Origin of the sequence: Acinetobacter sp. KB005 (genome assembly GCF_049949095.1) — a bacterium.
In the GTDB taxonomy this organism is placed as follows: Bacteria; Pseudomonadota; Gammaproteobacteria; order Pseudomonadales; family Moraxellaceae; genus Acinetobacter; species Acinetobacter calcoaceticus.
Window position 1 is genome coordinate 454,561 of the sequence record NZ_CP188191.1, and the last position, 24,767, is coordinate 479,327.

Sequence of the window (24,767 nt, forward strand, 5' to 3'; positions counted from 1 at the left end):
ATATGCAATTATCTTTGAATAGTGAACTTATTTTAAACAACCTATCACCACATAAATAACATATAAATAAAAAACAAATACTTATTAAAATTTAAAGTTATAGTTGTATTTTAATTAGCCTTGGATCATTTATTTATTTTATACATACGCAAATATCATTTACTTTAAAGCATGATATTTTTTCACCTAATTTATAATGCTTGTATTTAATACGCCAGACATCCACAAAACAAACACATCATTTATTTAAATAATGACTTTGAATTTAATATACAAATAAATTAATGAAAAAATATTTTTTAAGCAAAAAATAAAGCCCAAATCTTTAGACTTGAGCTTTATTTAACCAACAGAAAGGTTTAATAGGTGATTGAGATCATTTGTTCAGTAGGCTTGATTGAACCTTCTATAAATTCACACATCCCATGTTCATCACAAGATAAATTTAATTGTTTATAGCTAATTGCAAAAAAGTCGGAATATTTTTTGATTACAAACGGACTCATGTCAGATGTTAAAGGTTCTTTGCTCTTGAACAATTTAATGACTTTACGATCATTCATCCCTAACAAATAAGTTTCATTATTTAATTCAATGTGCACTACACCAGTGTGTTCAGCCACAATTGGAATCAAATAAGATTTATTTGCCAACAGAACATCTAGAGCATAACTCTCAAACTTTGAATTAATGAGGTTGAATACCAAAATTGAATTAAAGCTATTCTGTAATCCCTCTTTATAACTCACCTCTTGCTGAGTTTGTTGTACCTTAATACCCAGTTTTTGGAAGTCTAACTCAGTTGCCTGCTTTGCTTTCATAAGGCTACGGGTAATAGCCTGTTTAAGTGGATTATCAAAATAACGTTCATCTAGCTGAAAATCATTTTGGCGTAATATCTTTAACAACATGTCGTCATGATGCGAAAGAACATGTGCAAGTACATTACGGAAATAAAATTTACTTTGCTTTTTGACTTTACGAACCTGTTGATAGAAATAAATTTCGTCAAACTCATGTTCAATAAAATCATGCAATAAACTTGAACTTGCTAATACTGACAATGCTTCATGACCAGTAAATGGCAAATGAATCGTATGTAAGTTTGGCAATAGCTCTTTTATTTTTAGGTAATGTTCGCGGTCAATCGAGAAATAAGGGTCATAAACAATGACGTATTCACGCGCTGCATCCACATCTTGCAGCTGGATCTGCATGTCTTTGTTTGCTACCGCATCAAAAAACTCAGCATAGCGTCGATCTTCAACATGGTCAGGATCAATTGAATATTGAGGTACAAATGCAATCACACGGTTCATATTCAATAAATTAGAATATTTGATTGCTGCATAGCCGCCCATCGAACCGCCATAACCCACAATATTTTTAAAACCCTGAAGAACAGGCGAAATTGTTTTCGCCAGCTCAATCATGCTCGCTTGAGGAAACCATGATTTTTGTTTTGGCATTATTCCAATAACATTGTATTGGTATTTAATTAGGGACTTTTCAGCATTGATAGATAAGCCACTCGCTCGGGTAATCAAATCGCCAAAAGAGAGAACCAATGTATTAGAATCGCCTGGTAAAAAAATGGCTCTAATGTGTTCGTCTTCAAAAATAATTTGCTTATCCATGCTCACACCGAAAGAAAATTTGCTCCCACATACAACGTCAAAAATGAAACAAAATAGGTGTTTTGCCAATTTATGATTGCGGAGTATCTTATTTTATAGATGCCAGTCAGATTAAAAAGCGCAAAATATGACACAATCCTTACATCCTGCCGCTCAAAAAGGCTTCAGCTCAGCTGCTGAACTGTATCAGCAAGTTAGGCCTAATTATCCCGCAGAAATAGTGAGTTGGCTGCAAAATTGCCTCCAAATACAGGAAAACTCTACTGTTATCGATCTTGGATCGGGTACTGGCAAATTCTTACCCTACTTAAAACAAACACATGCAGATATTATTGCAGTTGAGCCAATTGGCGAGATGTTACAGCAGCTTCAACACGTTTATCCTGATATCAAAACATTACAGGCTTTTAGCCATTCTATTCCTGTAGCAGACCATAAAGTTGACGCCATTATTTGTGCGCAATCTTTTCATTGGTTTGACAACATAGATACCCTAACAGAAATGTATAGGATATTAAAACCACAAGGACATTTAGGACTGGTTTGGAATCAACGCGATGAGCGTACGGATTGGGTCAAAGCTTTAGCTGATTTTCTACTTCCACTTGAAGGAGAGACACCCCGTTATCATAGTGAAAAGTGGAAAATCGTATTTGAACAACAAAATTTATTTGTGTTTGACAGTCTACAAACGTTTACACAGTCACAACGAGGTAGCGTCGAACAAGTGGTGAGCAAGCGATTACTCTCAACAAGTTTTATTGCTGCAATGACTGAAAAAGATCAATTACAACTCAAAGCACAGTTTGAAAAAATTGTTTATGATTTTACGGGATTAGGTCCTCAAGATCAGATTGATTTTCCATATGTTACGTATGCATATCACTTTCAGAAAAGTACGTTACCCGTTAAATAATTAGTGAATAGGTTTGGTTGAAAGTTATGAAGAAGAAAACACCTCAAATCATATTAATGTCTTTGCTTTGCTCTAGCCTATTTCTTACTGCTTGTAAAAAAGCGGATGAGCCTGCTAAGACGGAACAACCTTCTGCCACCTCATCTACCGATCAGGTTTTGGAAAAACTGAATGAAAGACCTGTTAAGACGTTCCCTGTCACTGCTGAGGATGCACACGATATTGCGCTACTAGAGGATTATGACCGCCGCTTTACAGAAATGAGCGACGAGATGGAAAATGAATTAACAAAAATGCATGAAGCTGGAACACTAACAACAGAGTTTGAGCAACAGCGTACGCTTGATAATGTGCGCTCTTCTCTGACCATGTTAAAAGATTTGGATTTAAAAACTGAGCAAGGCCGTTATATACAAGGCCTACTCTACCAATATTGGGAAAACCAAGAAAAACACTTGAGTGATAAGCACGCGACTAAAGATGAGCAGATCAATGATCTTGCTGACTATTTACAAGCACAAAATCAATTAAAATATTGGAAAGCAACGCAACAGAAATAAGTACTACATTCCTTAATAAAAAGCCTTCATATTTATGAAGGCTTTTTTAAATTATATATTTTGCTTTTCAACCCAATGAATAGATTGCACACGAAATAGTTCACAAGCACCATCACCTGTATCAGTTGGTGTAAGCGACGATTTCCAGACTAGATCTTTATCTTTAATTTCGACCAGATCACCTTTTAAATAAACCAAATCTCCACGTTTTACCTGTTTAATCTGTTGGGCGATTTGCGGGTTCGCAGGAATGATGTGCATGTTAGACACCATTTGCATCGCCTGATCTGCTGGAACAGGTAATTTAGGAATTTTCCAGTTTAGATAACGGTCATATTGTTTTACTGAAATATGACGCGCAATCTCAGGCTGAGCAAACAAACCCCAGCTTACCGCATAGTCAATAGGTGAAAACTTAGCTTGTTCATCATTTTGATAAACTTTTGAACCCAAGATTCTGAAATTTCCTTGAAAAGGCTGTAATACAGAAATGGATTGGTCTTTTTCTATGGGACTCAGACCGTTGGCAATATTATATTCACTTGAGGTCGATGCAAATGCTGAACTCATGCCAATAGCAGCCAGTAAGCCCATCATCAAACGTTGTTTTTTCATCGCTTTATACCTCGAATATTGCTAGATCAAATTAAATAGATCTTCAATTTATAGTAGTCGCAAGCCATGAAAAAAATATCGGAATTTAGTAACAATACAGATTAATTTCGTCTATTTTTGTGCTCTCAAAATTAAAATTTAATCTTCAAAATCCACTCTTAAAGTTTCAAAACGGACGTTTCCTTGTTGCACAGCTTGTGCAATTGCCTGTTGGCCTTTGGTCAGCCTTGCCCCACCGCTTTTTACATCAAGTAAAATAATATTAATGTCTTCCGCCGTTCCATCACCATCTCGAAAATCGGTGTATCCATCAAAAATAATATAATCCACCGGATCGCCCATGAATTTTGCATCGCTCGGTAGATACTGAAATTCTGGCAAAATAGGAGCGAATTGTTCTGCCATTTTCCCTTTCAACACCGCACGACTTGTATTCACGCTTCGCTTTTGTGCTTGAGTCAAAGCTTGTTGGTGCTCCAATTCAAGTTCAGCAATATATTGCTCATATTCAGCCTTAATTCGGCCATTGCGAGTATTTGATAAAATAATAGTAGTGATAATAATACCAATACCCGCTCCAATTAGCATGGCAAGCCATACAGACATAAACTTTCCTTAACAAGCACAGATCAACATTGCAGATCTAATCATATCTAAAATAACGAAACAGCTTAAACTTTTGTCAAATGCGGTCATCTCCTTCACATAAAAAGATGCTAAGGTATAAAACATAAACAAATGTGCTGCTGAAAATAATTGAATTTATGAAAACGATACTTATTGCAAATCAGAAGGGCGGATGCGGAAAAACCATGACGGCCATTACGTTGGCAACGGCATTGGCACAAAAAGGATATAAAGTAGCATTAGCAGATTCCGATAACCAAAAATCGGCTTTACAGTGGTTAAAACAACGCCCTGATACCGTCGCAACGATTCAGAGCTTAGACTGGCGTCATGAAAAATCAATTGGTGATGCGCCTAAACATCTGGACTATTTAATTATTGATGCACCTGGTGCACTTTCAGGTGAACACGCTGAACAACTCATCAGCGAAGCTCATGCCATTATTACTCCACTTCAGCCTTCATTTTTTGATATAGACAGTACTCGTCGCTTTTTGAAGCATTTACAAGATATTAAACGTATTCGTAAAGGCAAAGTACAAATTTTACTTCTTGCTAATCGTGTAAAACCGAACAGTGCAAGCTCAAAAGATATTCAACAGTTTTTTGAAAAAATTGAACAAGAACCTGTTGCATGGATTTCCGAACGCAGTGCTTATGGTAGCCTCGCTATGCAAGGTTTAAGTGTTTTTGATAAACCACAAAAAAACTTTATTAGTATTCAAGATCAATGGCAACCCGTTCTAAACAAGTTAGTTGAAGACAAAGCTGAGTGGTTTTAAGTGAATTTTAGCCTCTAAAAAGAGTTGTATAAGGTTCTTTACATTACGGCCTTAAAATTTGCCTCAGGTTATTTTTCAGTTAATATGACTTTATTCTACGTAGAAAATTAGAGAAATATTGTTCGTGCATCCATACGCTCCTACTTTACAGCGCGTTTTATTGTTTGGGCTGTTTTTTATTTTGATTTTTTTAGGATTTAATATCCTGAAATACTTTATTGTTCCTGTTCTTTGGGCTGCCATCATTGCTTATATGACTTGGCCTATTTATTTAAGAATTCAGCGTTTTTTTGGAGAAACCCGTAATACTTTAAATGCAACACTAATGATTAGTCTGGTCATTTTGGTTGTTGGCATACCTTTTACATGCGCTATTTTTATTTTGCAGCATGAAGGCCGCAACTTATATTTTGATTTACAACGTCAGGTTTTTTCAGGTCATTTAAGCGTTCCTGATTTTATTCGCGATCTTCCTTTTGTTGGAAAAGAAATTTCTCGCACACTCAATGAGTTAAATAACGATCCTAATAGTACCATTCAAAATATTGCAGCTTGGGTACAAAGCCATTTAAGCTATGGTCGTGTGCTGCTCGGTGAAATTAGTAAAAATATTGTCAAACTTGGTTTTGCCGTATTTAGCCTCTTTTTCTTCTACCGTGATGGGCAACTGATTTTGTCTCAGGTGAGCAAAGCTTTAGAAATGGTGATAGGCCTTCGTGTTCATCACTATCTTGATACGATTTCTGAAACGACTCGTGCCGTAGTCTATGGTGTAGGTTTAACTGCAATTGCTCAAGCCGTTTTAGCTGGATTAAGTTATTTCGTAGCGGGTGTACCAAACCCAATGGTACTCACCATTGCTACTTTCTTATTGGCTCTAATCCCATTTGGTACTCCAATCTCCTATTTAGGCGTCGGCTTATGGTTATTCTCTCAGGGACAAACCATGGAAGCAATTGGTGTAATTGTATGGGGTGTGGTGATTGTTAGTAGTTCAGATAATGTGATTCGCCCGCTTGTTATTTCCGGTGCCACTAAAATTCCATTCCTATTAATTATGTTTGGTGTGTTAGGTGGTATTGCGAGTTTCGGTTTGGTGGGATTATTTATTGGACCTGTAATTTTAGCTATTTTACTGGCGATTTGGCGTGAATGGTTACATGAAACTATTGAACCTGAACCTATGCCCAAAACGACCATGATTTATGATTCTGATAATGAATCTTCCAATCATAAAGAGTGACATACTTATTTAATTTAAAAATGTTTCAAGATACAAAGTGACTATTTAAATTAACTTGTAGGCTAAGCCTTCCTTTGTTTGAATCTAATAATCAGACATATATATTTATAAGGGCATCCAACCATGCAGACTTTTAATAAAATTGGCGCAGTCTTTGCGCTTACAGCTTTTTTTGCAGTCGGCTGTAGTTCAGTCACAAAAACTGTATCCGACACGGCTCACTCATTAACCACAATGCATACGAAAAAAGTGGTTGATGTAAATGAAGTTACCGCAAATGGTATTGGTAAAAAAATAGGTACCATTAGCTTTCAAGATAGCGACAAAGGTTTAATTATTACTCCTGCTTTAGCTGACTTACCTAGCGGTACTCGTGGTTTCCATATTCACGAAAATGCCTCTTGTGCCCCTGCTGAGAAAGATGGAAAACCTGGTGCTGCTTTAGCTGCTGGTAGTCACTACAATCCGAATCAAGCTCCTCATCACGGTACGCCAACGACTGGCCATTTAGGTGATTTACCTGCTTTAGTGGTCGATAATACTGGTGTTGCAACAACTGCTGTGATCGCACCTCGCTTGAAATTTGCAGATATTCAAGGCCGAGCGATCATGATTCATGCGGGTGGAGATAATTATTCAGACTCTCCTCTGCCTCTCGGCGGTGGCGGAGCACGAATTGCATGTGGCGTGATTAAATAATTTATCTGTTTATTAAATTGTGGGTATCTAAAAAGATATCCACAATTTTGTTAATTTATTGATCACTATAACTTGGTTTAAGCCTAATAAAATCTTAAAAAGTGACTGACTTTTGTAGATAAAAAGAATAATATTTTTGAAGTAATAAAAATTTAAAGTTACATACTGCTTTCTCACGTATTCTCTAATTTAGAACAAAAGCCGTGAATTATTTGACCCACATATTTAATAGTTTTAAGACAAACTCGATTTTAATTTATTGCCTGCAAATTTTGATTGTACTCACAGGCACAACTTTAGGTTTGCTTTCGCTAGGCCATAACGAGCTGATTGTTCCTGTGACTTTAGGGGCAATTGCAGCAGCGTTAACCGACTTTGATGACCGTTTAAGTATTCGATTACGCAACTTAGTCTATGTCTGCCTGCTATTTTTTACAGTCAGTAGCATTCTTGGATTTCTAGCTCCCTACAAAATCTTCTTTATTCTCTATCTTTCAATTTCTAGCGCTTTTTTCATTTTATTAGGGGCTTTAGGGCAACGTTATGCCACGATTTCGTTTGGCACTATTTTGCTTTCCATTTATAGCATGTTTGGTTTAGGAGAATATGCTCATTGGTATCAGCAGCCTACCTACTTTGTCTATGGAGCTTTGTGGTACGGTTTCACCTCTATTTTATTTTTTATTATTAAACCTACACTACCCTTACAAGATAAACTCTCACAAATTTTTAAAGAAATTTCTGTTCTACTACAGGCAAAAGCACGTTTATTTGATCCAGACAATAAAGAGAATGTAGAACAACTCTTATATGAACTGTCCTTACAAAATACACAAGTTGCTCAAAGTCTGAATCAAATACGCAGTTCCCTGCTCACTCGGCTAAAGGCTTCACGGGTGAGTAATAAAAGTATCTATTGGCTAAACCTGTATTTTTTTGCGCGAGACATTCACGAGCAAGCCACCTCTAATTATTTACATTACGAACATATTCAACAGAACTTTAGCCGTAGTGATCTTATTTTCCGTTTCCAAAAAAATCTGCGCCTACAAGCACAAGCTTGTCAGGACTTAGCCCAATGTATTTTATATAATCGGCCATCTCAGCCTTCGCAAGAAAGCCAGACAGGATTAAATCACCTAGAGAGTTCTTTAAAGGACTGGATACAACAGCATCCACAAAATTTTGAAGTTAAAAATTTAAAACTCATTTTTGATAATTTAAAAGGAATGCATGAACAGTTTGAACAACTGCAATATGCACAGCCCTTCCCTGAAAATAATACCCAAACAAGGCAAGAGCACTTAAATTTACTTGATGATGATATTCAAGGGTTTTCAGATCTGATCTTGAAACTTCGGCAACAGCTTACACCTCAATCTGCATTGTTCCGACATGCGATAAGAATTGCAGTCGTTTTCGCCGCGGGCTATGCCATTTCATTATTACCCTTTGCTCAGCATGGCTACTGGATTTTACTGACTAGTTTATTTGTTTGTCAGATTACTTATTTTGCGACTAAAAGCCGCCTTAAGCTCCGAACAATTGGGACATTAATCGGTGTCTTATTAGGAATACCAATCTTATATTTTGTACCGAGTATTGAAGGCCAGCTCATCATTACGATTATTTGTGGAGTATGCTTTTTTTACTTACGGCAAAAGAAATATGCTTTGGCCACTCTTATGGCTACCCTCATGGTGCTATTAATTTTTAATTTAAAGGGTGCAGGCTACAGCATTATTTTACCTCGCCTGATAGATACCCTATTGGGCTGTTTTATTGCATGGCTCGCGGTAAGTTTTATATGGCCTGATTGGAATTTTCGCAATATTCCTAACAATATTAAGAAAAGCAGCAAAGCAACGCTCGACTATTTCAATGTAATTGTTGAGCAATACCAATATGGCAAAAATCAAGATATAGAGTACCGTCGAATTCGTCGTGCGGCCCATAATGCTCAAATTGAGCTATCAAACATGATCTCAAGCTTAAGTGCCGAGCCCAATCCTAATCCAGAGCTCATTCATTATGCTTTCCGTTATTTAGTTTATAGCCACAGTCAACTCAGCTATGTGGCAGCGTTAGGCAGTCAACGACAAAAAATTGATGAAGAACAAGTTTTACAATTATTACTGCGTTGCCAGCAAATTCTTAGTCAAAGCGTACTTGGGCAGTCACTACCCGACAACACACACATTGAGCAAACATTACAAGAAATTCGAGGCCTAACCACTCATGAACAACTTTCCGAGAAATATACATTAGTCTTGAAACAAATCAGTTTATTATTAGAAACATTACCAGAATTGCTAATGCTTAAAGACAAACTTTTAGAGCAAGAAATTAAATAGCTATAACACTTTATTGAGGATAAAAATGTACTTTCCAAAGATATATAAATTTCTTTCTGCCACTTTTTTATTGCTGAGTAGCACATCATATGCATTTGAAATAAATGATTTAAAAAAGATTATAGAGTGTCAATCAGATCAGGAAACTTATACCAATTTTGCTTCTGAATATGATGAAAATTTATCAGCCCTTGGTTTTAAAAAAGTTGATGATCCAGAACAGCCTTTCATCTATTTATATAAAACAGCTCAGCCCATTCAGTTATTTGGTATTAAAACTCATGAAATTGCTTTGGCGGGTCAAGGCATAGTAGCCGTTTTCCGAAATGCAAATATTAATCAACTTTCGAAAAAATTTGATATACCTCAACATCCAGACTTTAAAACATTACCTTTTTTTAGAGGTGTTCGCACCGTCAAGACAGAACCAGCAACGGCAGATTCTTTTACTGTTTATCATAATCTCAACTTATCAGAAATGACCGGAAAAAGTCCGATGACATTACTAGGTTGTACCTATGAAACAGACCGTGAAGAAATGGAAAAAATGTTAAAAGAATAGTTAAAAAAATACCGGAATATAAATTCCGGTATTTTTAATTTAATCATTTCCTTGGAGCTTTCTTTCTTGCATTTCTTGCTTTAAAACATTTCGTGGTTGGGTAAACCAGAGCGCAATAAATGTAAAGGCAGATAATGCAAAGGCCCACAAATGAAATTGAGTATAGAGATAACGTACCAGCTCAATCATGGCAAAGAAACTCATCATAAGCAGCATCGAAACGGCTGCCGCAACAGTTCCTTTTGATACTTCTGATGACATCAGTGCAAAGCGGTACAAAACTGAGAAACTAATTCCTTCACCAAAGCAAATTAATGTCATGCCTGTGAGTAAACAAGGAATTAAATAGGTTTGCCACACTACACCTAATATTAAAATGAGTGTGCCAATCAGCATGATAGGTAAACCGATCATGACCGTTTTACCTAAAGACAGGCGATCAATAATTTTAATTAAAACAATATTCCCGATAATTAGACCTAGAAATACCGGAAATTGAGCTAAACCATATTGCACACTCGTTAGCTTCAACTCATCTACCAAAATAATTGGAGATAAGGCAATCCAAAGCATTAAAGGCATACCCACCAAAGGCAAAGCAAGGCTTAAACCTAAAAAGCGGTGATTACTAAATACCTTTTTAAAATCATCGAAAAGATAGCTAAAAGGTTGCTTGGTAACACTGACCTGCTGATTTGGCATTTGTTTTTTTAAACCCACCCAACTGAGTAATGCCAATACAGCGATGGCTACAAAGCCCCAGTGCCAAGACACATAATCAATTAAGAAAGCACCGAGTACAGGTCCCAACAAAGGTGCAAGCAATGAAATATTTGCCATGAGTGCCATGACTTTAATTGCATCACGTTCAGCAAAACTCTCTTGAATAGCAGCATAACCCACTGCTGAAATTACACTTAAACCAATACCTTGTAAAAAGCGTAATGTCAGAAAGTGTTCCATTTGTCGGGTTAATAAAATTAAAAAACAACATAAGGCGAAAAATAAGACACCAGCCAAAAGTACTTTTTTACGCCCAAGACGATCTGACAAAGGCCCAAGTAACCATGCAACCGAGGCACCGCCTAATAGGTAAAATGACATTGAAGACGGTGCCCAAGTTGCGCTTACACCAAAATCTTCAGTGATTGCCAACATTGCTGGCTGAATCAGGTCATTACCAATATAAACCGCAAATTCAAATAGCACTAAGGCCAAAGGAAACATCAACGTTGTACGGTTCAACGTTGTCGTTTGAATATTTTTCATGAGTTGTACACTTCAAAATAGCGGCCATATGTCTCTACAACTACATATAAAATAGGATGTAGTCATGATGATGACAGTATGGTCAATCAATCTTTAATTAAGTTTTTATATGCCGTGAGAGTGCATGTTTAGAATGTGAAACACCGTATTCACAGGGTGTCTAAGAATAGAAAAATTATATGACGTGAGATTTGATAATTTTTACCAGTTGGCATAATTACCGAGCGCAACAATAGCATTTTTTGAATTGCTCAGCAATCGGACAATTATAAGAAGTTTAAATCTTATTTTTTTACCCACAGCCATACTTTTTTTATTGTGAATAACCTTAAAGTTATCCACATCTTTAATAAAAAGTAATCATTAAGGACAAGGATTAACTTGGAAATCTGGGGTTTCCTGCCCTTTCGTACATTGATAACTTTGCTTTTTATTCACAATTTTCCAGACTTGCTGGTCTCGCTTTAATAAATATTCCGTACGAACTTTTGTTATCGCATCTTCGCTAGGATCTGTCTGTAAAATAGTGACTTGAGCATTAGAGGGATCATCGGCAGCATTCATTTGCTGTGAAATGTCCAAATTACTTGCATCATTTAGAAGATCTGGTTGATCAAGTAATACTGCTTGAATCGGGCTATCAGCAAGTTGAGCAGAAGAATTTTTAGCTGGAGCACAAGCCGTTAACATTGCTAAGCTAAAAACAGTCAGCAAACTCATTTTTTTCATATGTAATCTCTTAGCCCTACTCAAACTTAATGCTAAAGCTCATAAATAGTTTTTTCCGTAGCACTTTGTAAAATAAGATTAAAGTTATTGATATTATTCATCTAAATTTATTTCACAATTCGAATTCCTATTTAATTATTGATTTTTAATCAAGAATATTTTTCCAATTCATGCATTTTTCTATAAGAGTAAATTCCGTAGAGTAGATTTCAAATTTAGGAATTTAATTAGAGTAACTCCCATGAGTAAGATTTTAGTCATTAACGGCGCCAAACAATTTGCACATTCAAATGGTGAATTAAATGACACATTAACCACACTGGCAACCTCATATCTCACCGAACTCGGACATGAAGTTCAAGTGACCCGTGCCGATAGCAATTACGATGCAGAAAATGAAGTTGAAAAATTCTTATGGGCTGACGTGGTGATCTATCAAATGCCAGGTTGGTGGATGGGTGCTCCATGGACTGTAAAAAAATATATTGATGACGTATTTACTGTGGGTCACGGTTCACTTTACGCAAACGATGGTCGTAGCCGTTCTGATACATCAAAAAAATATGGTTCAGGTGGTTTAATTCATGACAAAAAATATATGTTGTCATTAACATGGAATGCTCCGATGGAAGCATTTGATGATGCAGATCAGTTTTTCCATGGGGTAGGTGTTGATGGTGTTTATTTACCATTTCATAAAGCGAATCAGTTCTTAGGCATGAGCACACTTCCAACTTTTATTGTCAATGATGTGATTAAAATGCCTGACGTTGATAGTTATGTTGAAGAATATAAAACCCACTTAAATTCTCTATTTGCAGCAGCCTAATAAGGAAAAATCCATGCTTACTATTATTGCGGAAATTCGTACTAAATCGGGTGGACAGCATCGCCAAAATGTATTGGATGCCTTTCAAAAAATCATTCCTACTGTTTTAGCGGAAGATGGGTGCCATGGCTACGAGCCTTTGATTGATCACATATCAAATGCCAGTTTCCAAACAAAAGAACCTGACACGATTGTGATGTTAGAAAAATGGGAAAGTGTTAGCCATCTTGAAGCACATTTGGCTACACCTCATATGCAAGCCCATCATGCAGCAGTTAAAGATGATGTAATTGATGTCAAAATTAAAATTTTAGAAAGTGGCGTATAATTTAGCCCATAAAAAAAGACGATATATTTATCGTCTTTTTTATTTTTAAGAACAAAGCTGTGTTTGGAAACCTCTAGAGCCTTTCCCTCTAGCGCATTGATAGCTCTTTTGCTTATTTTGCAATTGCCACTTTTCATCAACCAATTTGAATGCATACTCTGTTCGGATTGCAGAGACTGAGTCGTCCATTAAACCTGTTTGAATGACAGTAATACGAGAAACGGTTGGTGATTCCACACGGTTAAACACTTGCTGAACTGAGGTATTATTGTGCTCTTTTACAATCTCAGGTTGAGCTTTAAGTACTTGTTGCATTGGGGTTTCTGAACCCACAAAAGGTATGAATTTACTGGTTGTCGCACACCCAGTGAAAAGTCCAGCACAGAGAGCTGAAATTAAAAATAAACGTTGCATTTTTATCACCAAAAAACAAAAGGCATAGCTTTATGATGCTATGCCTTGGTCGGTTACTCTGTAGAAACTATGTAGTTCTAAAGATGCCTAATCACTTAAAGATCAAATAATTTATCCTGTTCACCCAACCTTAGCGATTATGATTTGATAAGATTAATTTCTATTTCATCCAACAAATAGGATCATCCATGCAACTGACTTATGCAGGGCAAGTTTTATTAGTAGTCGTTGCAATTTTAATGGTTTGGTCATTTGTGCTTACCAAATTTTGGGTCAAGCGTTTAGCAAAAAATCGCAAAAGTAGTAAGTTTGAATTTACATATTTATTTGCAGTTGTTTTTAGTATTAGCGCTTTATTTTTCCCTTTTACTTATTGGGTTTCGCAAGCAGTATACGGTTTAGCGACTAAACCAAGTTACGATGCAACTGTAGTGAACTATACCTCTGAGTGGGTCGATACTGAACGTACAGATTCCAATGGGCGTAAATATAAAACTCAAACTCTCATGCACACCGCTCAGGTTCAGTTCAAAGATAATCAAAACAAAACACTAACTTTAGATAATCCGGTCCGCTCTGGCGATATGCCGGTAGTGGGAGAACATATTACTGTTGTTTATGAAACTGGTGATCACACCGCGCAAGAAAAGAGCTGGCGAGCAATTCTATTGTTTGCAGCCGCCTTATTTATGTTGTTTATTTTAGGTTATGTATTGCTCATGATTATTGCCTATAGCCTCAATCGGAACATGGAACCCTACAAAACATTTGCTAGCATTTTAATTTTTAGAGTGGTGCTTCCGTTAGCTACAACGGCGATGTTTGCAATGTTGTCTTATTCTATTTTTGCCTATTTCTTTTTAGGTAATCCGCGTAATTTGCCTATATGGGCCATTGGACTTTGTAGCTTCTTTGCTCTTTGTCTTTTACCGCTGATTTATCATATTTTGACGGGTTGGAAAGCTTATAAAAAATGATAGATAAAAAAAGCGCATCTTTCGATACGCTTTTAACAAAGATTCTTTTGTCTAATCAGGCATTAAAGATCAAATAATTTACCTGGGTTCATCAAACCATTCGGATCAAATACTTTCTTCAAAGCTTTCATATATTCAATTTCTTCAGGCGAACGTGAATATTCCAAATACGGTTTTTTAGTCATGCCTACGCCATGCTCGGCAGAGATTGAACCATCGTATTTTTTAACGGTATCGAACACATATTTATTCACAACCTGACACTTCGCAAAGAACTCATCTTTGGTTAAGTTTTCAGGTTTTAAAATATTTAAGTGTAAGTTACCGTCACCAATATGACCGAACCAGCAAATTTCAAAGTCAGGATAGTTCTCTTGAACAATTGCATCAATCTCACGAATAAATGCAGGTACGTGAGTAATTAATACTGAAATATCATTTTTATATGGAGTGAACGGCGCGATTGATTCAGAAATATCTTCGCGTAAACGCCACAAGCTTTCTACTTGGTCGAGGCTCTGGCTCATTACACCATCAAGTACCCAACCCTGCTCCATACAATGCTCGAAAATTTCCATTGCTTTATCAAGAATCGGCTCATATGGAGCTTCAAACTCAAGTAATACATAGAATGGACATTGAGTTTCAAATGGACGTTGTACATGTCCATGATCTAAAACTTTTTGCATTGCAAGTTCACCAAAGAACTCAAATGCAGTTAAGTCGATATCTTTTTGGAAAGCATGTAAGACAGGCATTACTGCATCAAAATCAGGAACACCTAAAACTAAAACTTGTAAGTTTTGCGGTTGACGCTCAAGTTTAATTTCTGCTTCAGTTACTAAACCTAATGTACCTTCACCACCAATAAACAAATGCTGTAATGCATAACCAGTTGCATTTTTAACCATGCCTTTGTTTAAACGTAGGATGTCACCTTTACCAGTGACAACGGTTAAACCAAGCACCCAATTACGTGTCATGCCGTATTTAATGACTTTAATACCACCAGCATTGGTTCCGATATTACCACCAATCTGGCTAGAACCTGCTGACGCAAAGTCCACCGGATAATACATACCCTGTTCTTCAGCATAATTTTGCAATTGTTCAGTCACAACACCAGCTTGTACTCGAACCATACGATCTGCTGGGAAGAACTCAAGAATCTGGTTCATTTTGTCCATGCTAATGACAATTTCACCATTCGTTGCTACAGCACCAGCAGAGAGACCAGTACGGCCACCTGAAGGGGTAATTGCGATATTAAACTGGTTCGCAAGCTTCACAACAGCTTGAACTTGCTCAGTGGTCGATGGAAAAACGATGACCGATGGGTTCGGATTAAAATGCTTAGTATGATCTTTACCCCAGTTTTCGAGACTATCAGCATCGGTTTTAATGCGGTTTTCACCGACGATTGCTGTTAATTGGGTAAGTAACTCAGGTGTTAAAGCGACTGGAGCATTCATCGTTTGCAGACCTAGCAAGAAGTAAACTGTGGTGGGACTATGGCGTAATATTTCTCAGAGTTTTCAACTGAGCAAAGCCATAAGCTATATTCTACATGTAACCGCACAAGCGATAAAGTTCAGAATAGAGATACTGTCACTACAAAACATGTTTAACCTTCATAAATGACTTATGAACCTTCAAAGCATCAATATTTTTTAAGTTCAAATGACAAACACATTTTAAAACTATCAACAAGCCATAAATAGAAGTGATTAGACTTAGATAAAATTGCCATAAGACGATGGCGCAAACGAAATATCTATAGCACCGCCCATTATGTTATTATACCGCCACCAAATTTGGCCTTTGTAGCGGAGCCGTAATGAGCCAACATCTTTCACTACCTAAAGATAAAATCCGTTTCCTTTTGTTAGAAGGCGTTCACCAAAACGCAGTCGATACTTTAAACGCTGCGGGTTACACCAATATTGACTATCGCAAAACTGCTCTTGAAGGCGAAGCGCTAAAAGAAGCGGTTAAAGATGCTCACTTTATTGGTATTCGTTCGCGTACCCAATTGACTGAAGAAGTTTTCGAAGCTGCAAATAAATTGATCGCAGTGGGCTGTTTCTGTATCGGAACAAACCAAGTTGATCTTAAAGCAGCAATGGCACGTGGTATTCCTGTATTCAACGCACCGTATTCAAATACGCGTTCGGTTGCAGAACTTGTACTTGCTCAAACGATTCTTCTTCTTCGCCGTGTTCCTGAAAAATCGGCGGCTTGTCATCGTGGTGGTTGGGATAAGTCTGCTGTCGGTTCTTTCGAAACTCGTGGCAAAACTTTAGGTATTGTAGGTTACGGTTCCATCGGTTCTCAGCTTTCTGTTCTTGCTGAAAGCTTAGGTATGCATGTGATTTATTACGATGCAGTAACTAAATTACCAATGGGTAATGCTCGCCAAGTTGGTTCGTTAGACGAACTCTTAGCGACTGCTGATGTAGTTACATTACATGTGCCTGATGTTCCATCTACACGTAACTTCTTCACTAAAGCACAATTTGCAAAAATGAAAGAAGGCGCAATCTTCCTAAATGCTGCACGTGGTACATGTGTAGTGATTGAAGATTTAGCAGATGCAATCAAGTCTGGTCATATTGCTGGTGCAGCGGTTGACGTATTCCCTAAAGAACCAAAAGCAAATGGTGAAGAGTTTGTTTCTCCACTTCGTGGCTTAGACAATGTGATTTTAACTCCTCACGTTGGCGGTTCAACCATGGAAGCGCAAGCAAACATCGGTTTAGAAGTTGCAGAGAAATTTGTTGCTTACTCTGACAAGGGTATGACGCTTTCTGCGGTGAACTTCCCAGAAATCGCGTTACCACTTACTGCTGGCCAACACCGTTTATTGCACATCCACAAAAACGTACCGGGCGTATTGTCTAAAATCAACAACTTGTTTGCTGAGCAAGGCATCAACATTTCTGGTCAATCACTCATGACTAAAGGTGACATTGGTTACCTCGTAATGGACGTTGACGCTTCTGCTTCTCACGAAGCTTTAGATATGTTGCATGAAGTTGAAGGCACAATTCGCGTTCGCGTATTGTTCTAATACGAACTGTAAATTTAAAAGCCACAGCATTGTCTGTGGCTTTTTTATGGGCATTTACATTATCATGTGAAAAGTATACCAATCGATCAAATAATAAAATGTCCAGTTCGAACCAGAAATCTCAGCTACATGCTTTGGGCTTTCTCATTCTCGCTATGCTAAGCGTACAAAGCAGTGCATCTTTAGCTAAAATTCTGTTTCAGAACTTTCCTGTGCTCACTGTCTCCGCAATGCGCCTATGTTTAGGTGCAATGATTCTTGCCTTTATTTTCCAAATTTGGCGAATTAATTTTAGTCAGGTTCGTTGGAAAGCGATCTTGGCTTATGGATTTGCTCTTGCCGGAATGAATGCACTTTTTTATCTGTCAATTGAGCGATTACCCATTGGTATTGCCGTCGCTTTTGAATTTATTGGTCCCTTAAGTGTAGCCTTATATCACGCACGCCAAAAATATGATTTTGTCTGGGTCAGTTTCGCGATTATTGGCCTCATTTTACTTTTCCCTTTCAATCAAGCTCATAGTCTGGATTGGATCGGAGTATTATTTGCGGTTAGTGCGGGGGCATGCTGGGCGCTTTATATTATTGCAGGTCAAAAACCTTCTGGCATTTCAGGTAACCACACTGTGTGTTTAGGAATGACTGTAGGCGCATGTGTATTGCTACCAATTACTTTTTTTTCAGGGTCAATGGGCCAAGTTATAGAGCTCCCCTATCTTTTTTATTTTATTGGCTTAGCAATTTTAGCCAGTGCATTACCATTCTCTTTAGAAATGCTAGCACTACGTAATTTAACGCCGTTAAGTTTTGGAACATTGATGAGCCTAGAACCCGCAGTTGCTGCACTTTCTGGCTTTATCTTTTTAGGCGAATATTTGTTATGGAATCAATGGCTGGCACTCGCAACAATTATTGCAGCTTCCGTCGGTTGTACCATAACTACCCAAAAAGCACGTCAGGAACGTGAAAAAACAGTCAGTTAAATCGACTCAACCTGCGAGTTGGAACATGGTATTCGCTATAATTGAACATTGTTATTTTAAGTAATATTAGATGAGGCCCTCGGGTATTTTCCATGCAGAATCTTTCCATTATTGCTGTGCTCTATATGATTCTGTCGATGGTCTCATATCAAATCAGTGCTTCATTTGCTAAGCAGCTCATTGCAATATTAGACCCTCTGACCGTTACAATTTTAAGGCTGAGCTTTGCAACGGTTATTGTCGCTATCATGTTCCGTTCGTGGAAAATCTGGTCACGTTTACCCTATTTAAAATGGCGTGATTTATTGATGTACTGCGCATCTTTAGGTCTCATGAATATTTTATTTTATACGTCGCTTGGAAAATTACCTCAAGGCATCGCAGTTGGCTTAGAATTTATTGGACCATTAGGTCTTGCTCTACTTTCTATTAAACAAAAGAGTGACTACATTTGGGTCGCACTTGCCATGTTAGGTATTGCACTGATGGTACCTTGGCAAGACCCAACGCAACACCACTTTTCCTATGTAGGTGCTGCATGCGCGCTAGGGGCTGGATTTTGCTGGGCCTTCTATATTTATTTTGGTCAGAAAGTTGTGACCCAAAATATAGGTATGCATGCTTTAACCATCGGAATTGGATTATCTGCACTAACCTTACTACCCATTGGCATCTGGCATAATGCTCCCGCATTACTTGAAACCCAGTACTGGGGTAAAGCATTACTTATTGCTATTTTAGCGACTGCTATTCCATACGCTCTTGATTTAATGGCACTCAAACAACTTAATAAATTAACTTACGGTACCCTCACGAGTTTAGCACCAGCATTGGCAGCATTAACAGGTTTCTTATTACTTCACGAAGAAATCAGCATGCTGCAATGGGTGGCTTTAGCTTGTGTAATGCTAGCGTCGATTGGGGTTACTTTAAGAAGTACTAAAAAAGTAGCATAGTTAAATACTATTGCTGCTTTTTATACTTTTTATATTCCTTTAAATATTTATTACCAAGCGTTTCTTTTTCACTGTCTTTAAGAATTTTTCCCGCCTGTTGAAAAAATTTATGCTCTTCTTCTTTTAAATGGTGATGGACTTTTTCACTCAACTGTTTTGCGGTCGCTAACCAGCTTGGACTACTCATATCTGTTTTTTCGAGCTGTTCGACCAACTCATCCATTTCATGGTGCTCAGATAAAGCATGCCTCGTAATATCTAAACCAACATCATCAAACATTAAAGGGATATATAAATAACGGTCTTCGGCAACAGAATGGGCATACAGTTCATTTTTTAATGCATCAAATAATTCTTTTCTTTCTTCGGTTAAACCATGTGTCTGAACTAATTGTTCAGAGAGATTTCGTTGATTTTCATGGCTTTCTCTTAATGCTTCGAAAATATTCATTCTCTTCCTCATTTTTTAGCTAAAAAATCTTTTTTATTTCAAGGCTTATCATACGTTGAAATTTATAATGTTTAAGTAGCTTAAAATGAGACTATTTTTTACACAGTTTTCTTTCTAGTAAACTTCTGTAATTATTTTTATATTTATGATTTTGAATGGCATCGTAAAAAGTATGAACTTCGCCTCCTGATCAGTTCATACTTTTCGAAATATTTAGCCTGTTACAAACAATTGATAGCCCAAACGACAAATTAAAACACTGACTAAAATTAAAAAGATAATACGGACAAAACCACTACCGTATTTAAGTGCGGTACGCACCCCAATAATAGAACCCAATACATTCGCTACTGCCATCATTAAGCCAATGTGCAAAATAGCGTGTCCTGTCGGAATGAAGAAACTCAATGCAGCCAAATTGGTCATAAAATTACCAATTTTGGATAAGGCAGAAGCATGCAAGAAGTCGACTTGTAAAAAGCGGATAAAGAAGAAGATAAAGAAACTTCCCGTTCCCGGCCCAAAAATACCGTCATAGAAACCGATCGCTAAACTGCCTATGCCTGCCAAAACCAGCATTTTATTAGTAATTTTTTGCTCAGTATGGACCTGTCCAAAGTTCTTTTTAACTAGCGTATAAATTGCTATCACAATCAACATTACGAATACGAAAGGACGCAATACAGATTGAGGAATTAAGGATAAACAAGCAGCGCCAGCAAAAGAGCTAATCAAAGCACAAATGGCAATAACTGCTAAAAGTTTCCATTGCAACTTCACTCTTTTCGCAAAAGTATAAGCAGCCGATGCTGTACCAAAAATTGAAGAAAGCTTATTAGTACCAATCACCGTTGCAGTCTGCATGGTCGGGAAAGTGCTCATAAGGCCTGGAATCTGAATAAGTCCGCCGCCCCCAACAGCAGCATCAATCGCTCCCGCAGTAAACGCAAAAAAGATCAAACTCAGGATAACATCCCATTCCATGCCCATGCCCATGCTCTATACTCTACATCTACTACAAATTTAAGATACGTTTAGGTACCAACCGTTTTTTATCGGTAATCTCGGCTAAACCTAGACAGCGCTCTTCCGAAAAAACTAAAACTTCTGCTTCTGCAGAATGCTCAATATTGCTTTCTAAACCGTTGCAAAAATATTTTTCACGCCCTTCTGGAACCTGAATTTTTAAGAAATGATCAACTGGAGCATAAACTGGAAGTAACAAAGCTTCTCTTTGCTCTTCTGTTAAGCTCTCTAAATATTCAATGGTATAACTCGGAATAAGCTCAAAATGTCCTGTTTGAGTCCGGTTCAGCATCGTTAAATGCCCACCACAACCAAGTGCTTCGCCAATATCTTCACCTAATACACGAATGTATGTTCCTTTAGAACAAGTTACATCCAGAGTGATACTATTTTCGGTAAATTCAATGAGTTCTAAAGCATAAATCATGATTGGACGTGCTTCACGCTCAATCTCGATACCTTTTCTAGCAAGCTCATATAACGGTCTGCCTTCTTTTTTCAAAGCTGAGTACATTGGAGGAATTTGTTGAATATCACCTCTAAATTTTTCTAGGGTTTGTTCAATAAGCTCTCGGTTCAGAACAGGAATAGGGCGTTCTTGTAGAATCTCCCCTTCCACATCACCTGTCGTTGTGGTTTGTCCCAATCGAACAGTGGTTTGGTAGCGCTTTGTTGAGTCCAGCAAATAATGTGAGAACTTGGTGGCCTCTCCTAAACAAATAGGAAGCAACCCTGTCGCCAAAGGATCTAAAGCTCCTGTATGACCTGCTTTTTGGGCGCGATATAACCAACGCACTTTTTGCAAAGCCGCATTTGAGCTGAGCCCTAATGGTTTATTTAATAGAAATACACCACTGATATGGCGACGAGAAATTTTTTGATTTTTTGTCGTCATTTTTACTGGAACACAAAGCTAGAAAAAAGTGCCGACATGTTAGCAAATTCGGCAAGATATTTTCACAATATTTAGGTGCCTTTTCACTTATTTTATGGCACATTAATAATCGAGTAAAAAAACAACAAATTAAAACTTAAGGAAGATATCTTTATGCAAGGGATGCAGAAGAAGGTATTGTGGTGTGTGCTCGGATTTTTTATTTTGGGCCTCATTGCATGTGTATATTGGTTAAGTCCTGACCCAAAAAACACATCAGCTCAGATGAGTGAAAGTAAAGCTCAAAACTTAGCATCATCTCCTCATACAGATCATTCATCGCTAAACGAAGATGCGTACCATAGTAAAAGTCAGCAAGACACAGAAGTTAACTGCCAATTAAAAATTGATAGTTCCCAACATTTGGTCGTGAATAGTCAAACCCGTGACTGCTTTGAATATTTTATTACCCAATATGGGGAAAATGATTTAGAACAAATCAAAATTCACTTTGGGAAATTTATTCAAGGACAATATCTAGAGCCAGCTCGCTCACAGATTATGGACTTATGGACGCGTTATTTAAAATATCGTGAACAGCTTGCTCAAATCCAAGCACCTTCAGCAAAACAACAAGATAAAAATTATTTTCAAAAGATTTTTAACTCGATCCAAGATATAAGAAAACGCTTTTTTTCGGCCTCTGAAATTGAAGGGCTTTTCTCGAGCGAAGATATCTATCAGAACTACACACTAGATCGAATGCAGATACTTGAGGACTCTTCTTTAAGCGAAATTGAAAAAGCACGAAAGCTTAAAGAGCGTTTTGAAGAACTTCCAGAAGACTGGCAACACAACCTACAAGAACTCTCCAAACTCGATGATTTACATACACTGACCAAACAAATTAAAGCACGCAATGGTTCAGCAGAAGAACTTCGGCAGATGCGTACAGCACTTGTTGGAGCTGAGGCGACTCAAAGATTAGAAACTTTAGATACACAGCGTAATGCTTGGCAACAAAGGGTCACCAGTTACCTCGATAGTCGAGATGAAATTATTAAAAGTAACATGAGTGATAGCGCCAAAAACCAAGCGATTCAGCAGTTACGTCAACAACAATTCAATTCATCACAAGAACAACTAAGACTTCGAACTTTTGAAACGGTCCATGATCAGGGAGGTGAACTGCCATTTAATTACTAAGCCTTTCCTTTTTTGGGAACTGGCTAACATTCACTAGCAGTAAGAAGCTGCTTTTCATACAAAATAAAAATAGTGAGTAAAAAATGAAAAGGAAGTTAATGTTTTTCTGCGCTGCAATGCTCTCAGGACTGAGTATTTCAGCGGCCCATGCAACAAATGCTGAGCAAGTTAAAAGCTCGTTCGTATATTCATCTTACGCACAAACAAAATATCCACTGGTTTTTAACCACGGTATGGCAGGCTTTAGCCGAGTTGGAACAGATACGCTTGGTCTTGATTATTGGTACCAAATTCTTCCTGATCTTGCCCGTAATGGAGGAAATGTCTGGGCAACAAGAGTCTCACCATTTAACTCAACAGAAGTGCGTGGAGAACAACTTGCACAGCAAGTAGAAGAAATTATTGCCATTACCGGTAAGCCCAAAGTCAATTTAATCGGTCATAGCCACGGGGGGCCAACAATTCGCTATGTGGCTGGTATCATGCCAGAAAAAGTAGCATCACTCACTACGATTGGCGCACCTCATAAGGGATCACCAATGGCAGATGTCATCCTGAATGTCGAGGGTACTCCTCTTGCAGGCGTGGCAACTTTAGTAAACTGGTTTTCAGCAGCAATTACTTGGGCAGGAGGCCTAAATCCGACAAGCTATCCGCACGACTCTTTAGCAGCCGCCCATAGCTTATCAACCCAAGGTTCAGCTCAATTTAATGCTCAATTCCCTATGGGTATGCCAACTACTTCTTGTGGTGAGGGAACATATCAAGACAAAGGCATTTATATGTATTCTTTCTCAGGAAATAAAGCTCTGACTAATCCACTAGACCCATTTGATATTGCCCTTACAGGCAGTAGTCTAGTAGTCGATCCGTTTGGTGATAATGATGGGCTTGTTTCACGATGCAGCGCCAAATTTGGTAAAACCATTCGTGATGATTACAACTGGAATCATTTAGATGAGGTGAACCAAGTACTAGGAATACGCTCTATTTTTGCTTCAGATCCTGTCTCGGTTTACCGTCAACATGCAAACCGTTTAAAACTACAAGGACTATAATTTTCAAACAAAAAAATGCGCCAAAAGGCGCATTTTTTTACTCAGTATAAGCTTACGCTTTACGAGCTGGTAATTTTTCACGAATACGTGCAGCTTTACCAGACAACTCACGTAGGTAGTAAAGTTTAGCACGACGAACGTCACCACGACGTTTCACTTCGATTTTAGCAACAACTGGTGAGTGAGTTTGGAATACACGCTCAACACCAACACCGCTAGAAATTTTACGAACTGTAAATGCAGAGTTTAAACCACGGTTTTTCTTCGCGATTACAACACCTTCAAATGCCTGAAGACGCTCACGCTCACCTTCTTTTACTTTAACTTGGACAATAACAGTGTCACCAGGAGCAAAAGCAGGAATATCAGTTTTTAACTGTGCATTTTCAATAATTTGAACTAAAGGATGTTTACCACTCATTGTGGGAATCTCCAATATGTGCGGAGTCAGAAGAGGTCTGAGGTTCCGCTGGGGATAGAGGCTAAAACGCATATCAACCCGTTTATCTTTCCCTTTATGACAATATGTCTATAAAGAGCCTTAGAATATACATAAAACTATTCATTAAATAGAATCATGCTTTAACTCGAAGCATTGCTTC

Annotated in this window: 26 protein-coding genes; 15 read left to right on the top strand and 11 right to left on the bottom strand. The window is 37.7% G+C overall.

Annotation, left to right across the window (positions count from 1 at the left end):
• Positions 1 to 359: 359 nt before the first annotated feature.
• Positions 360 to 1,637 carry a hypothetical protein gene (locus tag ACPF64_RS02310; protein WP_017390981.1) on the bottom strand — a complete coding sequence of 426 codons (1,278 nt, stop codon included), beginning with the start codon at positions 1,635 to 1,637 and terminating at the stop codon, positions 360 to 362.
• A gap of 127 nt (positions 1,638 to 1,764) precedes the next feature.
• Here ACPF64_RS02310 and ACPF64_RS02315 point away from each other — a divergent pair, with 127 nt between their 5' ends.
• The gene (locus ACPF64_RS02315) at positions 1,765 to 2,553 is read left to right on the top strand and encodes a class I SAM-dependent methyltransferase (RefSeq protein WP_426455474.1); all 789 of its coding nucleotides are present in this window, start codon (positions 1,765 to 1,767) and stop codon (positions 2,551 to 2,553) included.
• A gap of 26 nt (positions 2,554 to 2,579) precedes the next feature.
• Positions 2,580 to 3,113 carry a hypothetical protein gene (locus ACPF64_RS02320; RefSeq protein ID WP_426455476.1) on the top strand — a complete coding sequence of 178 codons (534 nt, stop codon included), beginning with the start codon at positions 2,580 to 2,582 and terminating at the stop codon, positions 3,111 to 3,113.
• 51 nt (positions 3,114 to 3,164) lie between these two features.
• On the opposite strand, the gene ACPF64_RS02325 is transcribed toward ACPF64_RS02320, so the two are convergent.
• Together ACPF64_RS02325 and ACPF64_RS02330 are read right to left on the bottom strand one after the other, a co-directional pair.
• Positions 3,165 to 3,728, bottom strand: a complete 564-nt coding sequence (locus ACPF64_RS02325) for a hypothetical protein (RefSeq protein ID WP_004639639.1) — start codon at positions 3,726 to 3,728, stop codon at positions 3,165 to 3,167.
• Between the two features lie 138 nt (positions 3,729 to 3,866).
• Positions 3,867 to 4,334, bottom strand: coding sequence for a Holliday junction resolvase-like protein (locus ACPF64_RS02330; protein ID WP_004639641.1), 468 nt, complete (start codon positions 4,332 to 4,334; stop codon positions 3,867 to 3,869).
• 158 nt (positions 4,335 to 4,492) lie between these two features.
• Here ACPF64_RS02330 and ACPF64_RS02335 point away from each other — a divergent pair, with 158 nt between their 5' ends.
• From ACPF64_RS02335 to ACPF64_RS02355, 5 genes are all read left to right on the top strand, one after another.
• Positions 4,493 to 5,137 (top strand): ParA family protein, encoded by a 645-nt coding sequence (locus ACPF64_RS02335; RefSeq protein WP_017390979.1) that lies wholly within the window; start codon positions 4,493 to 4,495, stop codon positions 5,135 to 5,137.
• Between the two features lie 124 nt (positions 5,138 to 5,261).
• Complete coding sequence (locus ACPF64_RS02340; RefSeq protein ID WP_045433287.1) at positions 5,262 to 6,380, top strand: AI-2E family transporter; 1,119 nt, start codon at positions 5,262 to 5,264, stop codon at positions 6,378 to 6,380.
• A gap of 123 nt (positions 6,381 to 6,503) precedes the next feature.
• A complete protein-coding gene (gene sodC / locus ACPF64_RS02345) occupies positions 6,504 to 7,079 on the top strand; it encodes a superoxide dismutase family protein (RefSeq protein ID WP_045433290.1) in 576 nt (191 codons plus the stop codon).
• A 203-nt stretch (positions 7,080 to 7,282) separates the two neighbouring features.
• Positions 7,283 to 9,433, top strand: coding sequence for a YccS family putative transporter (yccS, locus tag ACPF64_RS02350; protein ID WP_426455480.1), 2,151 nt, complete (start codon positions 7,283 to 7,285; stop codon positions 9,431 to 9,433).
• A gap of 25 nt (positions 9,434 to 9,458) precedes the next feature.
• Positions 9,459 to 9,995 carry a hypothetical protein gene (locus tag ACPF64_RS02355; RefSeq protein WP_347019424.1) on the top strand — a complete coding sequence of 179 codons (537 nt, stop codon included), beginning with the start codon at positions 9,459 to 9,461 and terminating at the stop codon, positions 9,993 to 9,995.
• Positions 9,996 to 10,034: 39 nt separating this feature from the next.
• Here the strand turns inward: ACPF64_RS02355 and ACPF64_RS02360 are convergent, their stop codons facing one another.
• Together ACPF64_RS02360 and ACPF64_RS02365 are read right to left on the bottom strand one after the other, a co-directional pair.
• Complete coding sequence (locus ACPF64_RS02360; protein ID WP_003653752.1) at positions 10,035 to 11,264, bottom strand: MFS transporter; 1,230 nt, start codon at positions 11,262 to 11,264, stop codon at positions 10,035 to 10,037.
• A 363-nt stretch (positions 11,265 to 11,627) separates the two neighbouring features.
• Positions 11,628 to 11,993: a hypothetical protein gene (locus ACPF64_RS02365; protein WP_426455483.1), complete on the bottom strand. Its 366-nt coding sequence runs from the start codon at positions 11,991 to 11,993 to the stop codon at positions 11,628 to 11,630.
• A 241-nt stretch (positions 11,994 to 12,234) separates the two neighbouring features.
• Here ACPF64_RS02365 and ACPF64_RS02370 point away from each other — a divergent pair, with 241 nt between their 5' ends.
• Positions 12,235 to 12,822, top strand: a complete 588-nt coding sequence (locus ACPF64_RS02370; RefSeq protein WP_426455485.1) for an NAD(P)H-dependent oxidoreductase — start codon at positions 12,235 to 12,237, stop codon at positions 12,820 to 12,822.
• A gap of 13 nt (positions 12,823 to 12,835) precedes the next feature.
• Complete coding sequence (locus ACPF64_RS02375) at positions 12,836 to 13,150, top strand: putative quinol monooxygenase (RefSeq protein WP_132070426.1); 315 nt, start codon at positions 12,836 to 12,838, stop codon at positions 13,148 to 13,150.
• 45 nt (positions 13,151 to 13,195) lie between these two features.
• Here ACPF64_RS02375 and ACPF64_RS02380 read toward each other — a convergent pair whose 3' ends face one another.
• Positions 13,196 to 13,564, bottom strand: a complete 369-nt coding sequence (locus ACPF64_RS02380; protein WP_151745439.1) for a hypothetical protein — start codon at positions 13,562 to 13,564, stop codon at positions 13,196 to 13,198.
• A 188-nt stretch (positions 13,565 to 13,752) separates the two neighbouring features.
• On the opposite strand from ACPF64_RS02380, the gene ACPF64_RS02385 reads away from it, so the two are divergent.
• The gene (locus tag ACPF64_RS02385) at positions 13,753 to 14,541 is read left to right on the top strand and encodes a xanthine permease (RefSeq protein WP_426455488.1); all 789 of its coding nucleotides are present in this window, start codon (positions 13,753 to 13,755) and stop codon (positions 14,539 to 14,541) included.
• Positions 14,542 to 14,603: 62 nt separating this feature from the next.
• Here ACPF64_RS02385 and ACPF64_RS02390 read toward each other — a convergent pair whose 3' ends face one another.
• A complete protein-coding gene (locus ACPF64_RS02390; RefSeq protein WP_005043994.1) occupies positions 14,604 to 16,013 on the bottom strand; it encodes an FAD-binding oxidoreductase in 1,410 nt (469 codons plus the stop codon).
• Positions 16,014 to 16,378: 365 nt separating this feature from the next.
• Between ACPF64_RS02390 and serA the strand changes: the two genes are divergently transcribed.
• The 3 genes from serA to ACPF64_RS02405 all read left to right on the top strand — a co-directional run bounded on the left by serA (position 16,379) and on the right by ACPF64_RS02405 (position 19,550).
• Entirely contained in the window at positions 16,379 to 17,611 is a 1,233-nt protein-coding gene (gene serA, locus ACPF64_RS02395; protein ID WP_003653762.1) for a phosphoglycerate dehydrogenase, read from the top strand.
• A gap of 98 nt (positions 17,612 to 17,709) precedes the next feature.
• On the top strand, positions 17,710 to 18,594 hold the full coding sequence (locus ACPF64_RS02400) for an EamA family transporter (protein ID WP_198078151.1): 885 nt from the start codon (positions 17,710 to 17,712) through the stop codon (positions 18,592 to 18,594).
• A 92-nt stretch (positions 18,595 to 18,686) separates the two neighbouring features.
• On the top strand, positions 18,687 to 19,550 hold the full coding sequence (locus ACPF64_RS02405; RefSeq protein ID WP_426455491.1) for an EamA family transporter: 864 nt from the start codon (positions 18,687 to 18,689) through the stop codon (positions 19,548 to 19,550).
• Positions 19,551 to 19,557: 7 nt separating this feature from the next.
• Here the strand turns inward: ACPF64_RS02405 and ACPF64_RS02410 are convergent, their stop codons facing one another.
• From ACPF64_RS02410 to truB, 3 genes are all read right to left on the bottom strand, one after another.
• On the bottom strand, positions 19,558 to 20,001 hold the full coding sequence (locus ACPF64_RS02410) for a hemerythrin domain-containing protein (protein WP_003653765.1): 444 nt from the start codon (positions 19,999 to 20,001) through the stop codon (positions 19,558 to 19,560).
• Between the two features lie 213 nt (positions 20,002 to 20,214).
• Positions 20,215 to 20,991, bottom strand: coding sequence for a sulfite exporter TauE/SafE family protein (locus tag ACPF64_RS02415; RefSeq protein ID WP_198078153.1), 777 nt, complete (start codon positions 20,989 to 20,991; stop codon positions 20,215 to 20,217).
• Between the two features lie 25 nt (positions 20,992 to 21,016).
• Positions 21,017 to 21,922 carry a tRNA pseudouridine(55) synthase TruB gene (gene truB / locus ACPF64_RS02420; RefSeq protein ID WP_426455492.1) on the bottom strand — a complete coding sequence of 302 codons (906 nt, stop codon included), beginning with the start codon at positions 21,920 to 21,922 and terminating at the stop codon, positions 21,017 to 21,019.
• A 153-nt stretch (positions 21,923 to 22,075) separates the two neighbouring features.
• On the opposite strand from truB, the gene ACPF64_RS02425 reads away from it, so the two are divergent.
• Both ACPF64_RS02425 and ACPF64_RS02430 read left to right on the top strand, forming a co-directional pair.
• Positions 22,076 to 23,107 carry a lipase secretion chaperone gene (locus ACPF64_RS02425; protein WP_426455493.1) on the top strand — a complete coding sequence of 344 codons (1,032 nt, stop codon included), beginning with the start codon at positions 22,076 to 22,078 and terminating at the stop codon, positions 23,105 to 23,107.
• A gap of 116 nt (positions 23,108 to 23,223) precedes the next feature.
• Positions 23,224 to 24,165, top strand: a complete 942-nt coding sequence (locus ACPF64_RS02430) for a lipase family alpha/beta hydrolase (protein ID WP_426456098.1) — start codon at positions 23,224 to 23,226, stop codon at positions 24,163 to 24,165.
• A gap of 52 nt (positions 24,166 to 24,217) precedes the next feature.
• Here ACPF64_RS02430 and rplS read toward each other — a convergent pair whose 3' ends face one another.
• Positions 24,218 to 24,586 (bottom strand): 50S ribosomal protein L19, encoded by a 369-nt coding sequence (gene rplS, locus ACPF64_RS02435; protein WP_231762436.1) that lies wholly within the window; start codon positions 24,584 to 24,586, stop codon positions 24,218 to 24,220.
• Between the last annotated feature and the right edge of the window lie 181 nt (positions 24,587 to 24,767).

What these genes read in the sequence shown, in the direction of transcription:
- truB (WP_426455492.1), bottom strand. Translation starts at nt 21,922, where the DNA reads ATGACGACAAAAAATCAAAAAATTTCTCGTCGCCATATCAGTGGTGTA.
- ACPF64_RS02430 (WP_426456098.1), top strand. Translation starts at nt 23,224, where the DNA reads ATGCTCTCAGGACTGAGTATTTCAGCGGCCCATGCAACAAATGCTGAG.
- ACPF64_RS02400 (WP_198078151.1), top strand. Translation starts at nt 17,710, where the DNA reads ATGTCCAGTTCGAACCAGAAATCTCAGCTACATGCTTTGGGCTTTCTC.
- ACPF64_RS02405 (WP_426455491.1), top strand. Translation starts at nt 18,687, where the DNA reads ATGCAGAATCTTTCCATTATTGCTGTGCTCTATATGATTCTGTCGATG.
- ACPF64_RS02330 (WP_004639641.1), bottom strand. Translation starts at nt 4,334, where the DNA reads ATGTCTGTATGGCTTGCCATGCTAATTGGAGCGGGTATTGGTATTATT.
- ACPF64_RS02365 (WP_426455483.1), bottom strand. Translation starts at nt 11,993, where the DNA reads ATGAAAAAAATGAGTTTGCTGACTGTTTTTAGCTTAGCAATGTTAACG.
- ACPF64_RS02425 (WP_426455493.1), top strand. Translation starts at nt 22,076, where the DNA reads ATGCAAGGGATGCAGAAGAAGGTATTGTGGTGTGTGCTCGGATTTTTT.
- ACPF64_RS02370 (WP_426455485.1), top strand. Translation starts at nt 12,235, where the DNA reads ATGAGTAAGATTTTAGTCATTAACGGCGCCAAACAATTTGCACATTCA.
- rplS (WP_231762436.1), bottom strand. Translation starts at nt 24,586, where the DNA reads ATGAGTGGTAAACATCCTTTAGTTCAAATTATTGAAAATGCACAGTTA.
- ACPF64_RS02355 (WP_347019424.1), top strand. Translation starts at nt 9,459, where the DNA reads ATGTACTTTCCAAAGATATATAAATTTCTTTCTGCCACTTTTTTATTG.
- ACPF64_RS02375 (WP_132070426.1), top strand. Translation starts at nt 12,836, where the DNA reads ATGCTTACTATTATTGCGGAAATTCGTACTAAATCGGGTGGACAGCAT.
- ACPF64_RS02335 (WP_017390979.1), top strand. Translation starts at nt 4,493, where the DNA reads ATGAAAACGATACTTATTGCAAATCAGAAGGGCGGATGCGGAAAAACC.
- ACPF64_RS02415 (WP_198078153.1), bottom strand. Translation starts at nt 20,991, where the DNA reads ATGGGCATGGAATGGGATGTTATCCTGAGTTTGATCTTTTTTGCGTTT.
- ACPF64_RS02360 (WP_003653752.1), bottom strand. Translation starts at nt 11,264, where the DNA reads ATGAAAAATATTCAAACGACAACGTTGAACCGTACAACGTTGATGTTT.
- ACPF64_RS02380 (WP_151745439.1), bottom strand. Translation starts at nt 13,564, where the DNA reads ATGCAACGTTTATTTTTAATTTCAGCTCTCTGTGCTGGACTTTTCACT.
- ACPF64_RS02410 (WP_003653765.1), bottom strand. Translation starts at nt 20,001, where the DNA reads ATGAATATTTTCGAAGCATTAAGAGAAAGCCATGAAAATCAACGAAAT.
- serA (WP_003653762.1), top strand. Translation starts at nt 16,379, where the DNA reads ATGAGCCAACATCTTTCACTACCTAAAGATAAAATCCGTTTCCTTTTG.
- ACPF64_RS02310 (WP_017390981.1), bottom strand. Translation starts at nt 1,637, where the DNA reads ATGGATAAGCAAATTATTTTTGAAGACGAACACATTAGAGCCATTTTT.
- sodC (WP_045433290.1), top strand. Translation starts at nt 6,504, where the DNA reads ATGCAGACTTTTAATAAAATTGGCGCAGTCTTTGCGCTTACAGCTTTT.
- ACPF64_RS02320 (WP_426455476.1), top strand. Translation starts at nt 2,580, where the DNA reads ATGAAGAAGAAAACACCTCAAATCATATTAATGTCTTTGCTTTGCTCT.
- ACPF64_RS02325 (WP_004639639.1), bottom strand. Translation starts at nt 3,728, where the DNA reads ATGAAAAAACAACGTTTGATGATGGGCTTACTGGCTGCTATTGGCATG.
- ACPF64_RS02390 (WP_005043994.1), bottom strand. Translation starts at nt 16,013, where the DNA reads ATGAATGCTCCAGTCGCTTTAACACCTGAGTTACTTACCCAATTAACA.
- ACPF64_RS02385 (WP_426455488.1), top strand. Translation starts at nt 13,753, where the DNA reads ATGCAACTGACTTATGCAGGGCAAGTTTTATTAGTAGTCGTTGCAATT.
- ACPF64_RS02315 (WP_426455474.1), top strand. Translation starts at nt 1,765, where the DNA reads ATGACACAATCCTTACATCCTGCCGCTCAAAAAGGCTTCAGCTCAGCT.